The following is a 22157-nucleotide window of genomic DNA, read 5'->3' as shown; positions in this document are numbered from 1 at the left end:
CGGTCGGGTGGCGCAGTGCGGCTGGGCAGGGCCGGACTCAGCGCCGGGAAGGCGTGCGCACCAGCAGCAGCCACGCGGGGATCGACAGCAGCGTCAGGACCCCCAGCCAGAGCATCACCATGGCGAAGCCGTGCGCGATTCCGGCGGCGGCACCCTCGCGGACGGCCTGCCGCGCCGCCGGGCCGAGGCCCTGTTCGACGACGCTGAGACGTTCGCCCACCCCTGTCAGCAGCCGGTCCACCCGCGCGTCGTCCCGCGGGGGCACACCGGCCTCGGCCAGCCGCGCGTTCAGGCGAGCGGCGCCCGTGGAGAGGAACACCAGGGTGCCGATGGAGACGACGAGCGCGGCAGCGAGGTAGCGCACCACATTGATGATGCCCGCGCCCTCCCCCGCGTGCTGCGGCGGAAGGGCGCGCAGCCCGGCGCCGGAGGGGGACGAGAGGGTGATGCCCACACCGATGCCGAGGACGGCCGTGGCGGGCCACAGCTCCGCGTAACCGGTGGCGGCGTCGGTGCGGGCCAGCAGCAGCGCCCCCACCGCGGCGCAGACGAGGCCGCCGGCCACCGGCAGCCGGAAGCCCACGCGGTCGCAGAGCCGGCCGATGAGCAGGGACGCGGCGAACACGCAGGCCCCGTACGGCAGGAGTGCGGCGCTGGCGAGGAGGGCCGAGTAGTCGAGGGCGGCCTGGGCCTGGGCGTAGAGGTTGAAGAAGTACAGCAGCCCGATGAGGAACAGGGCGTTGACGCAGGTGCCGAGGCAAGCCGCGATCACGGCGGGTTCCCTCAGCAGGCGCAGGTGCAGCAGCGGTGAGCGGCGCCGCGACTCCACCGCGACGAGGGCGACCAGTCCCACCGCCGCCACCACGAAGGCAGCGACGACCGCGGGCGACCCGGCGCCCCACACCGGGATCTGCTGGAAGGCGAGGACGAGGGCCGGCAGCGCCACCGCGAGCAGCAGCGCCCCGGGGACGTCCAGTCCGGTCCAGGGTTCCCGGCCGGGCAGCCCGCGCAGCGCGTACTGGCCGACGACGGTCACCAGCAGGGCCCACAGCGCGCTCCCCCACCACACCCAGCGCCAGGAGAGTTCGTCGGTGAGCACGCCCCCGATCAGTGGGCCGACAGCGAACGCGATCCCGGCGACCGCGCCCCACACTCCCTGCGCGAAGCCTTGCCGCTCGGGCGGGTACGCCAGCCGCAGCACGGCCATCGTGCCGGGCATCATCAGCGCGGCGCCCACCCCCTGGACGAACCTGCCGACCAGCAGCAGCGGCGTCGCGGTGCAGACGGCGACGAGGACCGCGCCGACCGCGAAGACCAGCAGACCCGCGGTCAGGACGGTGCGCTGGCCGAGCATGTCGCCGAGCCGCCCGCCGACCACCACCAGGGCGGCGACGACCAGCATGTAGATGCCGACCGCCCAGCCCAGGGCGGTGGCGCCGATGTCCAGGTCCCCGGCGATCGCGGGCAGGGCGGCGTTGATGGCCGTGGTGTTGACGCCGAGCAGGAACAGCGCGGCGCAGCCGGTGGTGAGCACCGCCGCCGGGGGAACGTCCCGCGGACCGGGGCGCTCACCCGTGCCGCGGTGTTCGGCGTGATCCGTCACGTGCAGCAGGCCGGCGCTGCGGGCCCGTCCGAGGTTCATCCTGCCGACGCTAGGCGAGCGACGCCGCCGGGCACCGGGTCGCGCGGGCGGGCGCGGGCGCGCTCACCCCGGTGGCGCACACCGGGCCTCGGCCGCCGCGCACCTCTCCGCCGCGCTCGGACCGGGGCGGGGCCCGGTCCGCGCAGTCCGCGTCGTCGCAGGGGCGCCGGAAGGGCAGTCCGGGCAGGTGCTCCCGCCACTCGGCGGGGTCAGCACACCGCGGGTGCGGGCGCACACCGTGTCCGCGGCCCGGTCCGCGTCCAGGGTCCACAGGCGTGCCGTCAGGTCGTACCCGGCGGACCGCCAGGGTGGTTTCGCCGGGCTGAAGGGGACGGTGGTGACGGTGTCGACATGGCCGGTCAGCGGCTGTCCCAGTGGTTCGGCCGAGGCGGGTGCCGCGACATCCCACAGCCGCACGGTGCGGTCGGCGCCGCCGCTGGCGAGCGTCCGGCCGTCCGGGGAGAACGCCACGGCGAGGACGCCGCCCTCGTGCGCGTCCGGCGAGCCGTCCAGCGCCCGCGGCCGTCCGGGGTCGGTAATGCGTCACGCGCACCCTCTCCGCTGCGGGCTGCTCCTCGCGGCGGCACTGGTCGCCCCCGCCTGCTCCTCGGCGGCTCCGGCGGCACCGGATCCGGGGCCGGCTCCGGTCCGGCCCCGGCGACGCGGCGCCGGACCGTTCGACGAGCGGCACGCCACACGCCGAGACGTCCGCCCCTCCCGCCCTCCTGGCAGCTGGACGGATCCGATGTGTCGACGTGTCGCGAGGCGGACTGCGAGATTTTTGTCGACGGCACGGCGGACGTTCCGCTCGCGTCCCGCTTCGGGGTGACGGACTTCCAGGTCACCTACGAGAATCCGAACAAGGTCACCTTCGACTACGCCCGCCCGGAGACCACGCACGTCGCCGAGATCAAGGGCACCGGCTTTCTGGGGCTGGCCGACGGCGTCAAGGTCACGATCAAGGACGTCGACGACACCGGTGCCGTGCTCCGTTTCGAGCCCGAGACCGTAGGCCCGGCCAACGACCAGGCTGGCGGCTCCCACGGCGTGTACCTCCACGTCGAGGGCTGACACCGCCGCGGAAGGCCCTTCACCACCGGCCACCGGCTTCACCCCCTCTCTCTCCAGCACTGCTATGGTCACCGCCTAAAGGATTTAGGTAGTGACCATATGCATGAAGGCTGGAGGCTCACGTGCCGCGCAGAGGACTGACCGCCGAGCGCCTGATCCGCGCGGGGGCGGAGCTGGCCGACGAAGCCGGCTTCGAGCAGGTGACGCTCACGGCGCTCGCCCGGCGGTTCGACGTCAAGGTCGCCAGCCTGTACTCCCACGTGCAGAACTCGCAGAGCCTCAGGACCGGCATCGCGCTGCTCGCCCTGGAGGAGATGGCCGACCGGGCCGCCGACGCGCTCGCCGGACGCGCCGGCCGGGACGCGCTGACCGCGTTCGCCGACGTCTACCGCACCTACGCGCGCGAGCACCCCGGCCGCTACACCGCGGCCCGCCTGCCGCTCGACCCGGAGACGGCCGCGGCGAGCGCGGGAGTGCGGCACGCGCAGATGATGCGCGCCCTGCTGCGCGGCTACGACCTCGCCGAGCCGGACGAGACGCACGCCGTTCGCCTGCTGGGCGGCGTCTTCCACGGCTACGTCAGCCTCGAACTGGCCGGCGGCTTCGACCACAGCGCGCCCGACCCGCAGGAATCCTGGCGCTGGATCGTGGACCGCCTCGACGCCCTGCTGCGCCGCACATCCACTCCCTGACACGCCCCTCCCCCGCCACGCACGGAACGCACCGAACGGGACGACGACACCATGAACGCCCGACACGCCTGGATCACCACACCCTTCACCGCCGGCCTCCTGCGCGGCGCGCTCGATCTGGAACGCACCCCGCACGGCGTGCTGCCGCACCGGCTGCCCGCACGTGCCCGCGCGCAGTGCGCCGACCCTCAGCTGGCGATGGCCGAGGCCCAACCCTCCGGCGTACGGCTGGCGTTCCGCACCCGCGCCACAGCCGTCGAGCTGGAGACGCTGCCCACCAGGCGGCAGTACGCGGGCGCCCCCGACCGCCTGGAGGGGGTGTACGACCTACTCGTGAACGGACGTCTCACCGATCAGGCGAGTGTGACCGGAGGCAACGTCGTCCGCATCGACATGTCGACTGGGGCAACCGAGCATGTCCCCGGACACCCCGGAACGCTCCGCTTCACCGGCCTGCCCGGCGACGAGAAGGACGTCGAGATCTGGCTGCCGCACAACGAGATCACCGAACTCGTCGCCCTGCGCACCGACGCACCCGTGGCACCCCTCCCCGACCGGGGCCGCCGGGCGTGGGTGCACCACGGCAGCTCCATCAGCCACGGCTCCGAGGCGGCGAGCCCCACCACCACCTGGCCGGCCCTCGCCGCCTCGCTCGGCGGCGTGGAGCTGATCAACCTCGGGCTGAGCGGCAGCGCCCTGCTCGACCCGTTCACCGCCCGCGCCGTCCGGGACACCCCCGCGGACCTGATCAGCCTCAAGCTGGGCATCAACCTGGTCAACGCGGACCTGATGCGACTGCGGGCCTTCACTCCGGCGGTGCACGGCTTCCTCGACACGATCCGCGACGGCCACCCCACCACGCCGCTGCTGGTCGTCTCGCCGCTGCACTGCCCGATACACGAGGACACTCCCGGCCCCTGCGCCTTCGACCTCGCGGCGCTGGCCGAGGGCCGGCTCGGTTTCGTGGCGACCGGCGACCCCGCCGAGGTCGCGGACGGAAAGCTCACGCTGCGCGTCATCCGCGACGAACTGGCCGGCATCGTGCGGCAACGCGCCGCCGAGGACCCCCACCTGCACCACCTCGACGGCCTCGCCCTGTACGGCGCGTCCGACGCCGCCGCTCACCCCCTGCCGGACGGCCTCCACCCCGACGCCGCCACCCACCGGCTCATCGGCGAACGCTTCGCCCACCACGCCTTCACCCGCACCGGCCCCTTCGCCTGAGCCCATGCCTGGCGGGGCCCAAGAGGCCGGGAATCCGGCGGGGGTGCCGGTCCGGCAGGGGGTGACGGACCGGCGCGCCGGAGGGACGAGGGCGTCAGCCCGTGAGGCAGGCGGGGCCCAAGAGCTGCTTGAGGTCGCCGAAGAGGGCGGGGTCGACGGTGACGCGGTGGCGGTCCAAGCGCAGGACCGTGGTCTTGCGGGCCCCCTGGAGACGGACCCGGACCTCAGTGTTGCCGCGGTGATGAGTCAGCACCTCGCCGAGTTTCTCGACCAGCGGAGGCGTGATCTTCACCGTGGGGATGGTGAGGGTCACCGGCGCGTTGGCGGAGGCCTCGCTCAAGTCGGGGATCATCAGCTCCATGGCCACCAGCCGGGGGACGTCCTCCCGCTTGTCGAGGCGGCCCTTGACGAAGACCACGGCGTCCTCGACGAGCTGGGTCGAGACGAGCTGGTACGTCGCGGGGAAGAACATGCAGTCGAGGGAGCCGGCCAGGTCCTCGACGGTGGCGATGGCCCACGCGTTGCCCTGCTTGGTCATCTTCCGCTGGAGGCCGGAGATGATGCCGCCGATGGTGACGATCGAGCCGTCGGAGTAGTCGCCCCCGGTGAGCTGGGCGATGGCGGCGTCGGCCTTGTCGTTGAGGACGTGCTCCAGGCCGAAGAGGGGGTGGTCGGAGACGTACAGGCCGAGCATCTCCCGCTCCTGGGCGAGCAGGTAGGTCTTGTCCCACTCGATGTCGGAGAACTCCACGTCCAGGCCGAAGGCAGGGGTGTCGTCGGCGGTGTCGTCACCCATGCCGCCGAACAGGTCGAACTGGCCCTCCGCCTCCTTCCTCTTCACCTGCACCACGTTGTCGATCATGGTTTCGAAGTGGGCGGTGAGGCCCTTCCGGGTGTGGCCCATCTCGTCGAACGCCCCGGCCTTGATGAGCGATTCGACGGTGCGCTTGTTGCACACCACGGCCTCGACCTTGTCGAGGAAGTCCGGGAAGGAGGAGTACTTCCCCTTCGACTTCCGGCACCGCACGATCGAGTCGACGACGTTGTTGCCGACGTTCCGCACGGCGGTGAGGCCGAAGACGATGGTGTCGTCGCCCTGCGGCGTGAAGTTGGCGTCGGACTCGTTGACGTCCGGCGGGAGCACCTTGATGCCCATCTTGCGGCACTCGTTGAGGTAGATCGCCGACTTGTCCTTGTCGTCGCGCACCGAGGTGAGCAGCGCCGCCATGTACTCGGCGGGGTAGTTGGCCTTGAGGTACGCCGTCCAGTAGGTGACCAGCCCGTACGCGGAGGAGTGGGCCTTGTTGAAGGCGTAGCCGGCGAAGGGGACCAGCACGTCCCACACGGCCTGGATCGCCTCGTCGGAGTAGCCCTTGTCCCGGGCGCCCTTCTGGAAGTTGACGAACTCGGCGTCCAGGACCTCCTGCTTCTTCTTGCCCATGGCGCGGCGCAGCAGGTCGGCCTGTCCGAGGGAGTAGCCGGCGAGGACCTGGGCGGCCTTCTGCACCTGCTCCTGGTAGACGATCAGGCCGTAGGTGATGCCGAGGACCTCCTTGAGGGGCTCCTCCAGCTCCGGGTGGATCGGGGTGATCTCCTGCTGGCCGTTCTTCCGCAGGGCGTAGTTGATGTGCGAGTTCATGCCCATCGGGCCGGGCCGGTAAAGGGCCGAGACGGCGGAGATGTCCTCGAAGTTGTCCGGCTTCATCAGCCGCAGCAGCGAGCGCATCGGCCCGCCGTCGAACTGGAAGACGCCGAGCGTGTCGCCGCGGCAGAGCAGTTCGAAGGTCTTGGGGTCGTCCAGCGTCAGGTCGAGCAGGGTGAGTTCGACGCCCTTGTTCTTCTTGATGAGCTTGACGGCGTCGTCCATGATCGTGAGGTTCCGCAGGCCCAGGAAGTCCATCTTGAGCAGGCCGAGGGCCTCACAGCTGGGGTAGTCCCACTGGGTGACGACCGTCCCGTCGTTCTTCGGGGAGAACACCGGCACGTGGTCGATGAGGCGTTCGCTGGACATGATGACGCCGGCGGCGTGCACGCCCATCTGCCGGACCAGGCCCTCGATACCGCGGGCGGCGTCGATGACCTTGGTGACGTCCGGCTCGTTCTCGTACATCCCGCGGACCTCGCCGGCCTCGCTGTAGCGCGGGTGGTCCTTGTCGGTGATGCCGGAGAGCGGGATGCCCTTGCCCAGCACGTCGGCCGGCATCGCCTTGGTGATGCGGTCACCCATCGCGTACGGGTAGCCCAGCACACGGGAGGCGTCCTTGATGGCGGCCTTCGCCTTGATGGTGCCGTAGGTGCCGATCATGGACACCTTGTCGGCGCCGTACTTCTCGGTGACGTAGCGGATCACGTCGCCCCGCCTGCGCTCGTCGAAGTCGATGTCGACGTCGGGCATGGTGACGCGCTCGGGATTGAGAAACCGCTCGAAGATCAGCCCGTGCTCGATCGGGTCGAGGTCGGTGATGCCCATTGCGTAGGACACGATCGAACCGGCCGCGGAGCCGCGGCCGGGGCCGACGGCGATGCCGTTGTTCTTGGCCCACATGATGAAGTCGGCGACCACCAGGAAGTACCCGGGGAAGCCCATGTCGATGACGACCTTCATCTCGTAGTCCGCCTGGGCCTGGCGGTCCTCGGGAACGCCGGACGGGTAGCGGCGGGCCATGCCGCGGCGGACCTCCTCCTGGAACCAGGAGACCTCGTCGTACCCCTGCGGCACGTCGAACCGGGGCATCAGGTCGCGCTTGGCGAACATGCCGGTGGTGTCCACCCGGTCGGCGATGAGTCGCTGCGTGTTGAGGCAGCCCTGCTGCCAGGCGTCGGAGTTGTCGATCGCGTACATCTCGGCGGCGGACTTCAGGTAGTAGCCCGCCCCGTCGAAGCTGAACCGGTCCGGGTCGGAGAGGTTGGAGCCGGTCTGGATGCACAGCAGCGTGTCGTGCGCGCTGGCCTCCCGCTCGTAGGTGTAGTGCGAGTCGTTGGTGACCACGAAGGGCGCGTCGAGCTTGCGGGCGATCTCCTCCAGGCCGGCCCGCGCCCGCTTGTCGATGTCGATGCCGTGGTCCATCAGTTCGACGAAGAAGTTCTCCTTGCCGAAGATGTCCTGGTACTCGCCGGCCGCCTTCAGCGCCTCGTCCATCTGACCGAGACGGATACGGGTGCTCACCTCGCCCGACGGGCAGCCGGTCGTGGCCATCAGGCCGTCCGCGTACTCGGCCAGCAGCTCGCGGTCCATCCGTGGTTTGCGGAAGAAGCCCTCCAGACCGGCCCGCGACTGGGCGCGGAAGAGGTTGTAGAGGCCTGTGCTGTTCCGCGCCCACATGGTCATGTGGGTGTAGGCGCCGTTACCGGAGACGTCGTCCCGCTTCTGGTGCGGGGTGCCCCACTTCACCGGACGCAGGTTCCGCCGCGACTCCGGGGCCAGGTACGCCTCGATGCCCATCACGGGGGTGACGCCGGCGGCCTGCGCCTGGTGGAAGAAGTCGTACGCGCCGTGCAGGTTGCCGTGGTCGGTGATCGCGATGTGCGACATGTTCATCTCGTTGCACGCCGAGAACATGTCCTTCAGACGCGCGGCGCCGTCCAGGAGCGAGTACTGCGTGTGCACATGCAGATGGGTGAACGGCTGCTCTGACACGGGGCGGGCCACCTCCGGCGCGGGTCCTGGGCGGGTCTTCTGGGGCGATTGAGGAGTCTACGGGCCGCCACTGACAACGCCCGACGCGACGCGGAAGGCGCCGCCCGCTCCCGTCCCGCAGGCCCGGGCCGGGCCGGGTCTGCGGGACGGGAGCGGACCCCACGCCTACGCTCGCACGAGGAGACCGCCGACACGGCGCGCGCGGCAGAAGGGGCGAGCGACATGACAAGCCAGCAGACCGGCCCGGACGAGGAGGGCTTCGCGCGGATGCTCGTTGACTTCGCCCACGCCCACGCCTACGGCGCGCGCACGCGCCGTGACCACCGGATCTTCGTCGACCTGTTCCGTAACGGACGCATTCCGGGCCTGTAAGGGAAGGCCCTGAGCCGGACCGTTTTAGTGCCGCTTTACGCCCCGGCGTGGCACACTCGGGCCGCGATGGACATGGCGACCACAGGGACGACGACGGGACTCCGCGCCACGCGCGCCGCGGTCTTCACCGCGTTGTGCGTCGCGCTGTCCAGCGGCGCCCACGTGCTGCTGTCCGGCTCCCCCGTGCCGCCGGTGACCCTCGGCGTGATCGGCGTCGCGGTGTTCCTGGTCGCGTTCGCCCTCGCCGGCCGGGAGCGCGGCTTCTGGCGCATCGCGGCGCTGCTGATCCCGCTGGAGCTGTTCGCCGACACCGTCTTCACCAACGGCCGGCACGCCTGCTACGGCCCCGGAGGCGGGCCGGTGACGGGCCCGCTGCGTTCGGTCGGGATCGACGTGCTGTGCGCGGGGGGCGAGGTCGGCACTCCGCTGGCCCAGGTGGCTGCCTCCGGCGGCACCGGCCTCGGCGGAACACTCCAGCAGGGCTCTCCCTGGCTGCTGCTTGCCGCGCACGTCGCCGTCGGCCTCGCCGCCGCCGGCTGGCTGCGCCGCGGCGAGGCCGCGGTGGCGCGGCTGCTGCGCGCGGCGGCAGCCACCGCGTTCCGGCCGCTGCTGCTGGCCGCCCGGGCCCGTCCGGTGCCGTCGGACGCGCCCGCACGCCCCCGGCACCCGGCCGCCGTACCCGCGTCGCGTCCGCTCCCCCTGCTCCTCCACTCCGTGCTGCGGCGCGGACCGCCCGTCGCTCCGGCCCTCGCGGCCTGACCGGCGCACGTCCGCAACCACCCCCACCACGCACGGAGAACCCGACATGAGCAAGCGCAACAGCCAGGAAGCCAAGCGCGCCGCCCGCGAGCGGCTGCGCATCGAGCGCGAGAAGCAGGCCAAGAAGGAGAAGATGCGCCGCACGCTGGCGATCAGCGGCGGCATCGTGGCCGTGCTCGCACTGGCCGGCGGCATCGGCTGGGCCGTCACCAACCTGACCGGCGGCGAGGGCCACTGGGAGACGGCGGCCCAGGTGGCCAAGGAGGGCCCCGGCGCCTCCGCCGACGGCGTGACCTACAAGGCGCCCGAGAACACCTTGGGCATGGGCGGCACCGACATCGTCATCGGCGACGAGTCCGCCAAACACACCCTCGCCATCTACGAGGACATGCGCTGCCCGGTCTGCGCCGGCTTCGAGCAGAACGTCGGCGAGACCGTGAAGAAGGGCATGGAGGACGGGGACTACAAGGTCTCGTACACCTTCGGCACCTTCATCGACGAGAACCCGACCTTCAGCGGCACCGGCTCGAAGAACTCCCTGAGCGCCCTGGGCGCGGCGCTGAACGAGAGCCCCGAGGCCTTCATGGCCTACAAGGAGGTCCTGTTCTCCAAGGACGGCCATCCGGAGGAGGCCGACGACAAGTTCGGCGACGACGCCTACCTGATCGACCTCGCCCAGAAGGTCGACGGGCTGAAGGGCAACAAGGAGTTCGAGAAGGCCGTCGAGAACGGCACCTACGACGCCTGGGCCATGAAGATCTCGCAGCAGTTCCAGGACGAGAAGATCCAGGGTACCCCCACCCTGAAGCTGGACGGCGAGAAGCTGACCGTCGACGGCCAGAGCCCGCCCATGATGCCGCAGCAGTTCACCTCGCTGATCGAGGAGAAGCTCGGTGGCGGCGACGGCGGTAGCGGCGGTGACGCGGGAGACGGCCACGGCGAAGGCGATGGCCACGACCACGGCTGAGAGACCGGGGAGCGGCCTCGGCAGCTCCTGACATGACGGTGACGGGCAGGCCAACTTCGCGAGGCGGCCTGCCCGTTGGCCGTACCGAACGGTAACGTCTGCGGGCGTGACTGACGCAGAGAGCACCACTCCCCGCAGATCCGTTGCACCCCGCGCGCACGCACCCCGACGGCGTACCGTCGTCGCCGCGGGTGCGGCATCCGCCGCGCTGCTCCCGCTCGGGCTCGGTATATCCGGGCCGGCCCTGGCGGCCGTGGGCCCCGCCTTCCAGCACGGTGTCGCCTCCGGCGACCCGCTGTCCGACGGCGTACTGCTGTGGACCCGGCTGACCCCCTCCCCCGACGCGACACCCGGCTCCGGACGCGGCGCGGCCACCGAGGTGCGGTGGCAGGTCGCCGAGGACGACGCCTTCGCCTCCCTGGCGGCCGAAGGTTCGGCGACCACGTCCGCCGCCACCGACCACACCGTCAAGGCCGACGTACGCGGCCTCCGCCCGGACACCACCTACTGGTTCCGCTTCACCGCCGGGGGCGCCACCTCGCCCGCCGGCCGCACCCGCACCGCGCCCGCGGCCGACGTCACCGCGGGCAACCTTCGCTTCGCCACGGTCTCGTGCGCCAACTGGGAGAGCGGCTGGTTCGCCGCCTACCGGCACCTGGCCGCCCGCAACGACCTGAACGCCGTGGTCCACCTCGGCGACTACGTCTACGAGTACGGCACCGGCGAGTACCCGCTCGAAGAGGACAAGATCCGCGAGATCTTCCCCACCCACGAGGTGCAGAGCCTCTCCGACTACCGGGCCCGCCACGGGCACTACAAGACGGACGCCGACCTCCAGGCGATGCACGCCGCCCACCCGCTCATCGCCATCTGGGACGACCACGAATTCGCCAACGACGCCTGGTCCGGGGGCGCGGAGAACCACACGCCCGGAGCGGAGGGCGACTGGGCGGCGCGCGTACGGGCCGCCAAGCAGGCGTACTTCGAGTGGATGCCGGTGCGTCCGGCCACCGAGGGCACCACCTACCGGCGGCTGCGCTTCGGCCGGCTGGCCGACCTGCACCTGCTGGACCTGCGGTCGTTCCGGGACGCGCAGCCGTCCCTGGGCGACGGCGACGTCATCGACGACCCGGACCGCACGATGACCGGGCGGCGGCAGCTGGACTGGCTGAAGGCCGGGCTCAGCGCGTCCGAGGCGACCTGGCGAATGGTCGGCACCTCCGTGATGATCTCCCCCATCGCCTTCGGGTCGGTGCCCGCCTACCTGCTGCGTCCGCTGGCACAGCTGCTCGGCATCCCGGCGGGCGGGCTCGCGGTGAACGTCGACCAGTGGGACGGCTACACCGACGACCGCCGCGAGCTCCTCGCCCACCTCCGCGACAACGGCATCGACGGCACGGTGTTCCTCACCGGCGACATCCACATGCACCTCGCCAACGACGTGCCCGTGGAGGCCGCGACCTACCCGTGGGACGAGCCGGTGGCCGCCGAGTTCGTCGTGTCCTCGGTGACCTCGGACAACGTCGACGACATCGTGCACGCCCCGCCGCACACCGTCTCCACGGTCGCCGAGGTGGCGGTCAAGGCCGCCAACCGGCATGTGCGGTGGGTGGACATGGACTCCCACGGGTACGGCGTGCTCGACCTCACCGCCGAGCGGGCGCAGATGGACTACTACGCCATCGGCGACAAGACCGACGCCGGCACCGGGACGCAGCACCTGCGCTCGTACCGCAAGCCGGCGGGCGGCGGACGCCTGGAGCGTACGGACGACCCGGTGGCCTGACGCCGCCGGCAGCGGGATCAGGCCGGGGCGACGTCCGCCAGGAAACCCAGGGCGGTGCGCCATGTCGCCTCGGCCGCCTCCGCGTCGTGGTCGGGCAGCTCGGGGTCGGTGTAGAGGTGCCCGGCGCCGCGGTGGCGGAACACCTCGACGTCGGCCCCGGCCCGCCGCATCCGCAGGTACCAGGCGTTCAGCCAGTCGTGCGTCTCGAACGGGTCGGGGTCGGCGACGTGCAGCTGCACGGGCAGGTCGTCGACCGCCGCGTCGTCCGGCAGGTCGGAGGTGCCGTGCAGGAGGAGCAGGCCGCGGGCCTGCGCGTCGGCGAGCGCGAGGTTCTGGGCGAGGGCCGCGCCGAGCGAGAACCCGGCGTAGACGAGGCCGCCCTCGGAGTGCGGCGCGGCGGCGGCCACGGCCCGCTTCAGCAGTTCCTCGTGGCCGATCGCTTCCTCGATGTCGCGTCCGTCCTCGACGCTTCCGGCGACCCGGCCGTCGTACAGGTCGGGGACGTGCACCGTGTGACCGGCCTCACGCAGCCGGTCCGCGGCGGCGTGTACGGCGGGCCGCAGCCCATGGACGGAGTGGAACAGCAGGACGGTTGCCACGATCGTGTCTCTTCCCACAGGCATGCGACTTCGTACATTCTCATCCTGCCAGCTAGCGTTTCGACCGTCGGGACGGTGGTCGGCCCGCCCTGCGGGCGCCCGGCCCGAACCGCCCGATTCCGCCGAGGAGAGGAGCTGCGTCCTTCATGGAGGCCCTGCTGCGTCCGCTCATCGTGATCGGCTGCACGGTCGCGCTGACCCTGCTGGTCGGCTGGGTCGTCGACCGCCTGCTGCACGCCGCGGACCGCAGACATCCCGAGACGCCGCTGTGGGGGCTGCTGCGCGGCTGCCGCATCCCGCTCCAGGTGGTGCTGGTCACCGGCGTCTTCCAGGCCACCTACGGCTGGTCGGGCATCGACACCGACCACGACAGGGTCGTCCTCAAGTGCCTGGCGCTGGTGACGGTGGCCGGCACCGTGTGGCTCGCGGTGCGCATCGCCTCCGCGATCGCCGAGACCTCGCTGACCCGGTTCGCCGCCAACACCCGGGACCCGCGCCGCATCCGCCGCTTCCGCACCCAGCTCACGATGATCCAGCGGGTGGCGACGTTCCTGATCGCGGTCGTCGCGGGGTCCGTCGCGATCCTGGCGCTCTTCCCCGGCATGCGGACGCTCGGCGCGTCGCTGCTCGCCTCGGCGGGCGTCATCGGCATCGTCGCCGGTGTCGCCGCCCAGTCGATGCTGGGCAACCTCTTCGCCGGCCTCCAGGTCGCCTTCGGCTCGTCGGTGAAGATCGGGGACACCGTGGTCGTCGAGGGCGAGTGGGGCGTCGTGGAGGAGATCAGCCTGGCCTTTCTGACGGTGCGCATCTGGGACGACCGCCGGCTGACCATGCCGGTCTCGTACTTCAACAGCAAGCCGTACGAGAACTGGTCCCGGGGCGGCACGGAACTGACCTGCACGGTCTACCTGCACCTCGACCACGCGACGCCGGTCAAGGCCCTCCGGGAGTACCTGCGGGAACTGCTGGAGTCCCGCGACGACTGGGACCGGCGTACGTGGAGCCTCGTCGTCACGGACTCCACGCCCACGACGATCCAGGTGCGGGCCGCGATGTCGGCGAGGGACACCGACGACTGGTGGACGCTGCAGTGCGGGGTGCGGGAGGAGCTGCTGGAGTGGGTGCGGCGCGAGCACCCGTACGCCCTGCCGCGGATCGCGACGGCCCCGGCTCTGGGAGCCGGGCACGCCCGCCCGGATGAGGCCGCGCCCCGCCACCCCGTACCGGCGCAGGGGGCACGCGGCGGACCCCCGGACGGCGACGGCTCCCCCGAGGCCTGAACCCCGGCCCGGCGGGCGCGCTACGCGCGCACCCCGCCGTGGCCGCAGAAGCTGCGGACGTCGAGCCGGTGGAGGACGTTCGACGACCTCCGGGTCGGTTTCGGGCTCGTTGAGGCCCTGCACCAGCAGGGTGGCCAGCACGACGGCGAGGGGACGCTGAGCCGTTCGGCCACCGGCACCATGACGACCGCCCCGAGCAGCAGGGCGAAGACAGGGCGAGTTGGTCCACCCCTACGAGCTCTCCGCCCGCACGGTCTCCAGTGCCTGCGCGAGATCGTCCGGGTAGTCGCTCTCGAACTCCACCCAGCGGCCGTCCGCCGGGTGCGTGAAGCCGAGCCGCACGGCGTGCAGCCACTGGCGGCCCAGTCGCAGCCGCTTGGCGAGCGTGGGGTCGGCGCCGTAGGTGAGGTCACCGACGCAGGGGTGGCGGTGGGCGGACATGTGGACGCGGATCTGGTGGGTGCGGCCGGTCTCGAGCTTGATGTCGAGGAGGCTGGCGGCGCGGAACGCCTCGATCAGGTCGTAGTGCGTGACCGACGGCTTGCCCGCGGCGGTCACGGCCCACTTGTAGTCGTGCTGCGGGTGGCGGCCGATCGGCGCGTCGATGGTGCCGCTGAGCGGGTCGGGGTGGCCCTGGACGAGCGCGTGGTACCGCTTGTCGACGGTGCGTTCCCGGAACTGCTGCTTGAGCAGGGTGTACGCCCGCTCCGACTTGGCGACGGTCATGAGCCCGGACGTGCCGACGTCCAGCCGGTGCACGATGCCCTGGCGCTCGGCCGCGCCGGAGGTGGTGATGGTGTAGCCGGCGGCGGCGAGACCGCCGATGACGGTGGGCCCGGTCCAGCCCGGGCTGGGGTGGGCGGCCACGCCGACCGGCTTGGCGACGACGACGACGTGCTCGTCGTCGTGCACGATGTCCATGCCCTCCACGGGCTCCGCGACCACCTGCACCGGAGCGGCCGGAGCGGGCATCTCGACCTCGATCCAGGCCCCGCCGCTGACGCGGTCGGACTTGCCGGCCGCCGAACCGTCCAGCCGCACCTTGCCGCCGGCCGCGAGCTCGGCCGCCTTGGTGCGGGAGAAGCCGAACATGCGGGCCAGCGCGGCGTCGACGCGCTCGCCCTCCAGGCCGTCCGGTACGGGCAGGGTGCGGATCTCGGGAAGCGTACTCACCTGCTCGAGTATGCCGGACCGCCCGTCCGCCGCCTGCGGCCGGACCTCACCCGCGCGGCCCCCCTCCGCATGCGCCGACGCCACCTCTTCGTGACCGTGTGACTACGTCGGGACACCTTTCCCGGAGGGAGCCTCTCCATGTCCGCAGCGGCCGGCCACAGACGGATACCCGGCAGCAGATCCATCGCGGTGGCCACCGCCACCGCCCTGACCGCGGTGGTCATGGCACTGGACCCGCAGCACGGTTCCGCGGCTCCGGCCATCTCCGGGGACTGCGCGATCGCCGGGTCGGCCGGCTTCAGCGAAGGGCCGATGACGGAGGAGTTCATCCATCCGACAGGACACAAGAAGGCGATCATGATCATGGTCGACTTCGAGGACATCCCGGCGGCCGGCTCCGCTCCGGAGCGGTTCGCGTTCTTCGCCGACTACGGCGACCGGTACCTGGACCTCGCCTCGTACGGCAGGTACCGGCTGGAACTGGAACCGACCCGCGACTGGGTGCGGATGCCGAAACCCTGGTCGGCGTACGGAGTCGAGCGCGGCATCAGCTCGGAGGTGATGCGCGCCTACGTGCAGGACGCCGTCGACGCCGCCGTCGCGCGCGGCACCGATTTCGCCGGTGCCGACTTCGTGTACGTCGTCGCGGACGACAACGTGCCGGCCCGCCCGACGGTCTCCCAGGCCAACACCTTCGAAGGGCTGCGCGCAGGCGGCCACACCCTTCGCGCGGCCGCGCTGGTCTTCGGACGCAACAACGACTCGGCCATATGGCAGCGCGGCAACTTCGTGCACGAGGCCAACCACCTCTACGGCCTGCCCGACCTGTACAACGTCGAGCGCGGCGCCTCGGTGGAGTACGCGGGCGGCTGGGACACGATGAGCATGGCCGGCATCTCCGACCTGCTGGGCTGGCACAAGTGGAAGTTCGGGTGGATCACGGACGACCAGGTCGCCTGCGTCACCGACCGCTCGGCCACGCACACGCTGAAGCCCGTCGGCTCGCCGGAGGGGGCGACGATGGCGGTGGTGAAGACCGGCGAGCACTCGGCGATCGTGGCCGAAGCCCGCACACGGGTCGGCCTGGACCGCGGCATCTGCGCGGAGGGCGTACTGCTCTACACCGTCGACTCCCGGGTGCCCACCGGGCAAGGCCCGGTGCGGGTGGTGGACGGCCGCCCGGCCAGCGGCGGCGGGCCCGCCTGCACCGGCCGTTCGCCGGAGGAGCTCGCCGAGCTGGGTGACGCGCCGCTGCGGCCCGGGGAGCGCCACACGTTCGCGAGTGGCGTCACCGTCGCGGTCACCGGGCACCACGGCGGCCGGTACCGGGTGCGGGTCAGCAGGCCCTGACGGAACGCTGCGGGCCCGCCCGGAGGCCGGTCCTCGCGGGCTCAGTCCTTGTGGACGGTGCCGTCCGGGTCGAGGCCGCGGAAGGAGAGCAGCACGATCAGGATGCCGCCGCAGACGATGGCGGAGTCGGCGAGGTTGAACACGGCGAAGTGCCGGGGGGCGATGAAGTCGACCACCGCGCCCTGAAAGACGCCCGGCGAGCGGAACAGCCGGTCGGTGAGATTGCCGAAGGCACCACCGAGCAGCAGGCCGAGCGCCACGGCCCACGGCGTGCTGTACAGCCTCCGGGCCAGGCGGGCGATCACCACGATCACGACGACGGCGATGGCGGTCAGGACGATGGTGAGCGCCTCGCCGATGCCGAAGGCGGCACCGCGGTTGCGCACCACCTCGAACTGCAGCCACTCGCCGATCAGCTCGATCGGCGCGCGGTGCTCGAGGTACGCGACCACGATCAGCTTGCTGACCAGGTCGAGGACGTAGGCGACGGCGGCAACGCCGAGCAGCATCGGAATGCGGCGCGGCCCCCTGGGACCGGTCTGCTCCGTGTCCTGGGGCGGCTCGGCGGGTCCGGCGTCGTTCGACGCGCCGTCCCGGTGCCGAGCGCCCTCCGGCACGTCGGCCGTGTGCTCGGACCGGTCTCTCGCGGCCTCGTCCTCGTCCGGGGTCTCGATCGCCCGCTCCACCTCGTTCACGTGACGAGGGTACGACACAGCGGTACGCACCCCGTCACCCGTGCGCCGGACCGCCGTTTCAGCGTCGCTCCTGCTTCTGCTTGCACTCCACGCAGAGGGTCGCGCGCGGGAACGCCTGCATCCGCGCCTTGCCGATCGGCCTGCCGCAGTTCTCGCACAGGCCGTACGTGCCGGCCTCGATGCGCTCCAGCGCGCGGTCCGTCTGGTACAGGCTCTCCCGGGCGTTCGCGGCCAGGGACATCTCGTGCTCGCGCGTGATGTTCCGGGTCCCGGTGTCGGCGTCGTCGTCGCCGGCTGTGTCGCCCGCGTCCCGCAGCAGCCCGCTCAGTGCCTCCTCGGAGGCCTGGATCTCGTCCCGCAGCCGCCCCGCCTCGTCCTCCAGGTTGGTGCGGGCCTCCTCGACCTCTGCGGGCGTCCAGGGGTCCTCCCCGGGGCGCACGGGCAGCTCACCGGGTGTGAGGGGGGCGGCCTGGGCCGAACGGGCGGTGGGGACCGCCGCGGCCTTCGCCGGAGTCTTCTTCGCAGCCACCTTCTGGGCTCCTGTCTTCTTGGCGGGGGTCTTCCGGGCGGTCTTCTTGCCGGCAGGAGCGGGCTGGGCCGGGGCTTTCCGGGCGGACGTCTTCCTGGACGCGGTCTTCGCCCTCTCGGCGGTCGCCTTCTTCGTGGTGGTCTTCTTGGCCGCGGTCTTCTTGGCCGGAGTCTTCTTGGCCGCGGTCTTCTTGGCCGCGGTCTTCTTCGCCGTCGTCTTTCCGGGCGAGCTCGTCTTCTTCGCCGCGGCCTTCCTTGCCGCCGTGGTGGAGGCGGTCTTCTTCGGAGCAGCCTTCTTCGCTGCAGTCTTCCTGCCCGCGCTCTTCGCCGCCCCCGCCGCCTTCTCCCCCGCCGCCTTCTCCCCCGCCGCCTTCTCCCCCGCCGCCCTCTTCCGGGGGGCCGCCGTCTTCCGCGCCGGGGTCGCGCCGGAGACGGCCTCGTCGGTCGCGGTGCGCCGGGACGCCGTCTTCCGCGCCGCCGTCTTCCCGGGCGCAGCCGACTTCGCGGACGCGCGCTTCGCCGCCGGCTTCCTGCCGGAAGACTTCTTCGCGGCGGTCTTCCTCGCCACCATGGCCGCGGCCCCTTCACATACTGTGATCTTGCTCGCGAATCGTGACCGGAACGATAAATCGACTTCCGGTGGGCGGCAACGGGACGCGCCGCTTCCGATCGCCCGGTCGGACCGTCTTCACGGTCTCCGTACGCCTTGCGATGGCGTTGTGCCCCGCACCGCCGGGGGAAAACCGGTCCGCGCCGAGCGCGGCGGCCCGTACACTGGGTTCAGCGAAAGGCGTGGATGGGGACGAGTAGCGTCGTCAGGCAGTCAGGAGCGACCCGGGGACGGTGTGAGCCCGGGGACGAGCGCGACGTGAAAATCACCCCGGAGCCGCCGGCAGAAAGCCCGCACGCCACGCGTGCGGGCGAGTAGACCCGGCAGCGCGGCCCCAATGAGGGGGCGGCGGACACGACACCGCCGCCAAGGAGGGTGGTACCGCGGGAGCGCCGTTTTCAGGCGCGTCTCGTCCCTCCGACGGAAGCACGCCAGTCCGCCGGAGGAAGACGACCGACGATGAGTCCCGAATCGCCGCAGCAGCACGACAAGCCGCTGTACCACCAGGTGCCCGCCCAGGTCGACCTGCCCGCGCTCGAGCACGCGGTGCTCGACTTCTGGCGCGAGCACAAGGTCTTCGCCCGCACCCTGGAGCAGTCCGAGGGACGCCCCGAGTGGGTGTTCTACGAGGGCCCGCCCACCGCGAACGGAATGCCCGGCGCGCACCACATCGAGGCCCGCGTCTTCAAGGACGTCTTCCCCCGCTTCCGCACCATGCGGGGGTACCACGTGGCGCGCAAGGCCGGCTGGGACTGCCACGGCCTCCCGGTCGAGCTGGCGGTGGAGAAGGAACTGGGCTTCTCCGGCAAGAAGGACATCGAGAACTACGGCATCGCGGAGTTCAACGCGAAGTGCCGCGAGTCGGTGACCCGGCACACCGACGCGTTCGCCGAGCTCACCACCCGTATGGGCTACTGGGTGGACCTGGACGACGCCTACCGCACCATGGACCCGGAGTACGTCGAGTCCGTGTGGTGGTCGCTCAAGCAGATCCACGCGAAGGGCCTGCTGGTCCAGGACCACCGCGTGGCCCCCTGGTGCCCGCGCTGCGGCACCGGTCTGTCGGACCACGAGCTGGCGCAGGGCTACGAGACGGTCGTCGACCCGTCGGTCTTCGTCCGCTTCCCGCTGACCTCCGGCCCGCTGGCCGGCGAGGCCGCGCTGCTGGTGTGGACGACGACCCCCTGGACCCTGGTGTCCAACACGGCCGTCGCCGCGCACCCCGAGGTGACGTACGTGGTCGCCACGGACGGGAACGAGAAGCTGGTCGTCGCCGAACCGCTGCTGGGGAAGGCCCTGGGCGACGGCTGGGAGGCCACCGGGCAGCGCTTCACCGGCGCCGAGATGGAGCGCTGGGCGTACGACCGGCCCTTCGCGCTGGTGGACGTCCCGGACGCCCACTTCGTCGTCAACGCCGAGTACGTCACCACAGAGGACGGCACCGGCCTGGTGCACCAGTCCCCCGCGTTCGGCGAGGACGACCTGGCGACCTGCCGCCGCTACGGCCTCCCCGTGGTCAACCCGGTGCGCGCGGACGGCACGTTCGAGGAGGGCGTCGGCCTGGTCGGCGGCGCGTTCTTCAAGAAGGCGGACGAGAAGCTGGTCGCCGACCTCGAGGCGCGCGGCCTGCTGTTCCGGCACGTCGCCTACGAGCACAGCTACCCGCACTGCTGGCGCTGCCACACCGCGCTGCTCTACTACGCACAGCCCTCGTGGTACATCCGCACCACGCAGGTCAAGGACGCGCTGCTGCGGGAGAACGAGCGCACCAACTGGTACCCGGACTCGGTCAAGCACGGCCGGTTCGGCGACTGGCTGAACAACAACATCGACTGGGCCCTGTCCCGCAACCGCTACTGGGGCACCCCGCTGCCCGTGTGGCGGTGCGCGGAGGAGCACACGGTCGTCGTGGGCTCCCGGGCCGAGCTGGGCGAGCTGACCGGCACCGACCAGTCCGGGCTGGACCCGCACCGCCCGTACATCGACGAGGTCACCTTCCCCTGCCCGACGTGCGGCGGGACGTCCACGCGCGTGCCGGAGGTCATCGACGCCTGGTACGACTCGGGCGCGATGCCGTTCGCGCAGTGGGGGTACCCGTACAAGAACAAGGAGGTCTTCGAGCAGCGCTACCCGGCGCAGTTCATCTCCGAGGCCATCGACCAGACCCGCGGCTGGTTCTACACGCTGATGGCCGTCGGCACGCTCGTCTTCGACAGGTCCTCCTACGAGAACGTCGTCTGCCTCGGCCACATCCTTGCCGAGGACGGGCGCAAGATGTCCAAGCACCTGGGCAACATCCTCGAACCCATCCCGCTGATGGACGCGCACGGCGCGGACGCGGTGCGCTGGTTCATGGCGGCCGGCGGCTCGCCGTGGGCGGCGCGGCGCGTCGGGCACGGCACCATCCAGGAGGTCGTCCGCAAGACGCTGCTGACCTACTGGAACACGGTCGCCTTCCAGGCCCTGTACGCCCGCACCGGCGCCTGGGCCCCGAGCGGGGCCGATCCGGCGCCGGGCGACCGCCCGCTGCTGGACCGCTGGCTGCTCAGCGAACTCCACGCGCTGACCGACCAGGTCACCGTCGCGATGGAGAACTACGACACCCAGCGCGCCGGCAAGCTGCTGTCCACGTTCGTCGACGATCTGTCGAACTGGTACGTGCGCCGCTCCCGCCGCCGCTTCTGGCAGGCGGACCCGGCGGCGCTGCGCACCCTGCACGACACCCTGGAGACGGTGACCCGGCTGATGGCCCCGCTGGTGCCGTTCATCTCCGAACGGGTCTGGCAGGACCTCGTGGTGCCCGTGACGCCCGGCGCGCCGGACTCGGTGCACCTCGCGACGTGGCCGGAGGCCGACCTGGGCGCGATCGACCCGGAGTTGTCCGGCGACATGCTTCTCGTACGGCGGCTCGTCGAGCTGGGCCGGGCGACACGGGCGGAGTCGGGCGTGAAGACCCGTCAGCCGCTGTCCCGGGCTCTGGTCGCGGCACAGGGCTTCTCGACGCTGTCGCCGGATCTGCGGCGGCAGATCACCGAGGAGCTCAACGTCTACGACATCGCCACCCTCGCCGACGTCGGCGGCTCGCTTGTCGACACCAGCGCCAAGGGCAACTTCCGTGCACTGGGGCGGCGGTTCGGCAAGAACACGCAGGCGGTGGCCAAGGCTGTCGCGGCAGCCGACGCCGCGGCCCTGTCCGTCGCCCTGCGCGAGGGCAGGGCCTCGGTGGAGGTCGACGGTGAGACGGTGACCCTCTCGCCGGAGGAGGTCATCATCACCGAGACCCCGCGCGAGGGATGGTCCGTGGCCTCCGACTCCGGCGCCACGGTCGCCCTTGACCTGAAGATCACGCCCGAGCTGCGACGGGCCGGGCTGGCGCGCGACGCAATCCGGCTCATCCAGGAGTCGCGGAAGAACTCCGGGCTGGACGTGGCGGACCGCATCGCCCTCCGCTGGTCCGCCGCCGACGGGGAGGTCCGCCGGGCGCTGACGGACCACGCGGAGCTGATCTCCGAGGAGGTGCTCGCGACGAGCTTCTCCGAAGGCGAGGCCGACGACACCTTCGGCGACCCCGTCGTGGACGAGGCGCTCGGCCTCACGTTCCGCCTGCGGCGGGCCTGAACCGACGACTCCCCACGGGGCGGCCGCCTGCGGGTGGCCGCCCCGTGGGCGGTCTCCCTCGCCGCGCTCCGGCCTCTGGCGCAGTGACCGCAGGTCGTGGTGAGCGCGGAAACGGCGGCGGGCTCCGAGCGTTGCTCGGGGCCCGCCGCCGTGG

17 protein-coding genes are annotated in these 22157 nt (G+C 71.7%); 10 read left to right on the top strand and 7 right to left on the bottom strand.

The genetic code is table 11. The features are described from left to right. Positions 1–37 precede the first annotated feature (37 nt). Positions 38–1642, bottom strand: a complete 1605-nt coding sequence (locus E4198_RS21495; RefSeq protein WP_136184599.1) for an MFS transporter — start codon at positions 1640–1642, stop codon at positions 38–40. A 63-nt stretch (positions 1643–1705) separates the two neighbouring features. Continuing rightward, a complete protein-coding gene (locus E4198_RS21490) occupies positions 1706–2113 on the bottom strand; it encodes a hypothetical protein (protein ID WP_247597785.1) in 408 nt (135 codons plus the stop codon). 276 nt (positions 2114–2389) lie between these two features. On the opposite strand from E4198_RS21490, the gene E4198_RS21485 reads away from it, so the two are divergent. From E4198_RS21485 to E4198_RS21475, 3 genes are all read left to right on the top strand, one after another. Next, on the top strand, positions 2390–2713 hold the full coding sequence (locus tag E4198_RS21485; protein WP_136184598.1) for a hypothetical protein: 324 nt from the start codon (positions 2390–2392) through the stop codon (positions 2711–2713). Positions 2714–2835: 122 nt separating this feature from the next. Then, positions 2836–3405 (top strand): TetR/AcrR family transcriptional regulator, encoded by a 570-nt coding sequence (locus tag E4198_RS21480; protein ID WP_136184597.1) that lies wholly within the window; start codon positions 2836–2838, stop codon positions 3403–3405. Positions 3406–3456: 51 nt separating this feature from the next. After that, positions 3457–4629, top strand: coding sequence for a GDSL-type esterase/lipase family protein (locus tag E4198_RS21475; RefSeq protein ID WP_136184596.1), 1173 nt, complete (start codon positions 3457–3459; stop codon positions 4627–4629). Positions 4630–4723: 94 nt separating this feature from the next. Here E4198_RS21475 and dnaE read toward each other — a convergent pair whose 3' ends face one another. After that, complete coding sequence (dnaE, locus tag E4198_RS21470; RefSeq protein ID WP_136184595.1) at positions 4724–8266, bottom strand: DNA polymerase III subunit alpha; 3543 nt, start codon at positions 8264–8266, stop codon at positions 4724–4726. 222 nt (positions 8267–8488) lie between these two features. On the opposite strand from dnaE, the gene E4198_RS25075 reads away from it, so the two are divergent. The 4 genes from E4198_RS25075 to E4198_RS21455 all read left to right on the top strand — a co-directional run bounded on the left by E4198_RS25075 (position 8489) and on the right by E4198_RS21455 (position 12150). Next, complete coding sequence (locus E4198_RS25075; protein WP_168711339.1) at positions 8489–8638, top strand: hypothetical protein; 150 nt, start codon at positions 8489–8491, stop codon at positions 8636–8638. 66 nt (positions 8639–8704) lie between these two features. Further along, a complete protein-coding gene (locus tag E4198_RS21465) occupies positions 8705–9397 on the top strand; it encodes a hypothetical protein (RefSeq protein ID WP_247597784.1) in 693 nt (230 codons plus the stop codon). 46 nt (positions 9398–9443) lie between these two features. Continuing rightward, positions 9444–10364, top strand: coding sequence for a thioredoxin domain-containing protein (locus tag E4198_RS21460; protein ID WP_136184594.1), 921 nt, complete (start codon positions 9444–9446; stop codon positions 10362–10364). Between the two features lie 106 nt (positions 10365–10470). Continuing rightward, positions 10471–12150, top strand: a complete 1680-nt coding sequence (locus tag E4198_RS21455; RefSeq protein ID WP_136184593.1) for an alkaline phosphatase D family protein — start codon at positions 10471–10473, stop codon at positions 12148–12150. Between the two features lie 17 nt (positions 12151–12167). Here E4198_RS21455 and E4198_RS21450 read toward each other — a convergent pair whose 3' ends face one another. Continuing rightward, positions 12168–12773 carry a dienelactone hydrolase family protein gene (locus E4198_RS21450; RefSeq protein WP_210732875.1) on the bottom strand — a complete coding sequence of 202 codons (606 nt, stop codon included), beginning with the start codon at positions 12771–12773 and terminating at the stop codon, positions 12168–12170. A gap of 122 nt (positions 12774–12895) precedes the next feature. Here E4198_RS21450 and E4198_RS21445 point away from each other — a divergent pair, with 122 nt between their 5' ends. Next, entirely contained in the window at positions 12896–14029 is a 1134-nt protein-coding gene (locus E4198_RS21445; RefSeq protein ID WP_136184592.1) for a mechanosensitive ion channel domain-containing protein, read from the top strand. 231 nt (positions 14030–14260) lie between these two features. Here the strand turns inward: E4198_RS21445 and E4198_RS21440 are convergent, their stop codons facing one another. After that, positions 14261–15202 carry an RluA family pseudouridine synthase gene (locus tag E4198_RS21440; protein ID WP_136184591.1) on the bottom strand — a complete coding sequence of 314 codons (942 nt, stop codon included), beginning with the start codon at positions 15200–15202 and terminating at the stop codon, positions 14261–14263. A 138-nt stretch (positions 15203–15340) separates the two neighbouring features. Between E4198_RS21440 and E4198_RS21435 the strand changes: the two genes are divergently transcribed. Further along, on the top strand, positions 15341–16552 hold the full coding sequence (locus tag E4198_RS21435) for a peptidase M6 (protein WP_136184590.1): 1212 nt from the start codon (positions 15341–15343) through the stop codon (positions 16550–16552). Between the two features lie 41 nt (positions 16553–16593). Here the strand turns inward: E4198_RS21435 and lspA are convergent, their stop codons facing one another. Next, positions 16594–17247 carry a signal peptidase II gene (lspA, locus tag E4198_RS21430; protein WP_136184589.1) on the bottom strand — a complete coding sequence of 218 codons (654 nt, stop codon included), beginning with the start codon at positions 17245–17247 and terminating at the stop codon, positions 16594–16596. 58 nt (positions 17248–17305) lie between these two features. Further along, positions 17306–18346: a TraR/DksA C4-type zinc finger protein gene (locus tag E4198_RS21425; RefSeq protein WP_136184588.1), complete on the bottom strand. Its 1041-nt coding sequence runs from the start codon at positions 18344–18346 to the stop codon at positions 17306–17308. Between the two features lie 498 nt (positions 18347–18844). Here E4198_RS21425 and ileS point away from each other — a divergent pair, with 498 nt between their 5' ends. After that, positions 18845–22003: an isoleucine--tRNA ligase gene (gene ileS, locus E4198_RS21415; RefSeq protein WP_136184587.1), complete on the top strand. Its 3159-nt coding sequence runs from the start codon at positions 18845–18847 to the stop codon at positions 22001–22003. The last annotated feature ends 154 nt before the right edge of the window (positions 22004–22157 follow it).

The organism is Streptomyces sp. RKND-216, assembly GCF_004795255.1.
In the GTDB taxonomy this organism is placed as follows: domain Bacteria; phylum Actinomycetota; class Actinomycetes; order Streptomycetales; family Streptomycetaceae; genus Streptomyces; species Streptomyces hazeniae.
The sequence above is the reverse complement of the archived record's forward strand: the minus strand, read 5'-3'. Positions and strand labels throughout refer to the sequence as shown.

Coding starts and splice junctions, on each gene's coding strand:
- ileS (WP_136184587.1), top strand. CDS start 18,845: ATGAGTCCCGAATCGCCGCAGCAGCACGACAAGCCGCTGTACCACCAG.
- E4198_RS21495 (WP_136184599.1), bottom strand. CDS start 1,642: ATGAACCTCGGACGGGCCCGCAGCGCCGGCCTGCTGCACGTGACGGAT.
- E4198_RS21425 (WP_136184588.1), bottom strand. CDS start 18,346: ATGGTGGCGAGGAAGACCGCCGCGAAGAAGTCTTCCGGCAGGAAGCCG.
- E4198_RS21475 (WP_136184596.1), top strand. CDS start 3,457: ATGAACGCCCGACACGCCTGGATCACCACACCCTTCACCGCCGGCCTC.
- E4198_RS21465 (WP_247597784.1), top strand. CDS start 8,705: ATGGACATGGCGACCACAGGGACGACGACGGGACTCCGCGCCACGCGC.
- E4198_RS21435 (WP_136184590.1), top strand. CDS start 15,341: ATGTCCGCAGCGGCCGGCCACAGACGGATACCCGGCAGCAGATCCATC.
- E4198_RS21460 (WP_136184594.1), top strand. CDS start 9,444: ATGAGCAAGCGCAACAGCCAGGAAGCCAAGCGCGCCGCCCGCGAGCGG.
- E4198_RS21450 (WP_210732875.1), bottom strand. CDS start 12,773: ATGCCTGTGGGAAGAGACACGATCGTGGCAACCGTCCTGCTGTTCCAC.
- E4198_RS25075 (WP_168711339.1), top strand. CDS start 8,489: ATGACAAGCCAGCAGACCGGCCCGGACGAGGAGGGCTTCGCGCGGATG.
- E4198_RS21445 (WP_136184592.1), top strand. CDS start 12,896: ATGGAGGCCCTGCTGCGTCCGCTCATCGTGATCGGCTGCACGGTCGCG.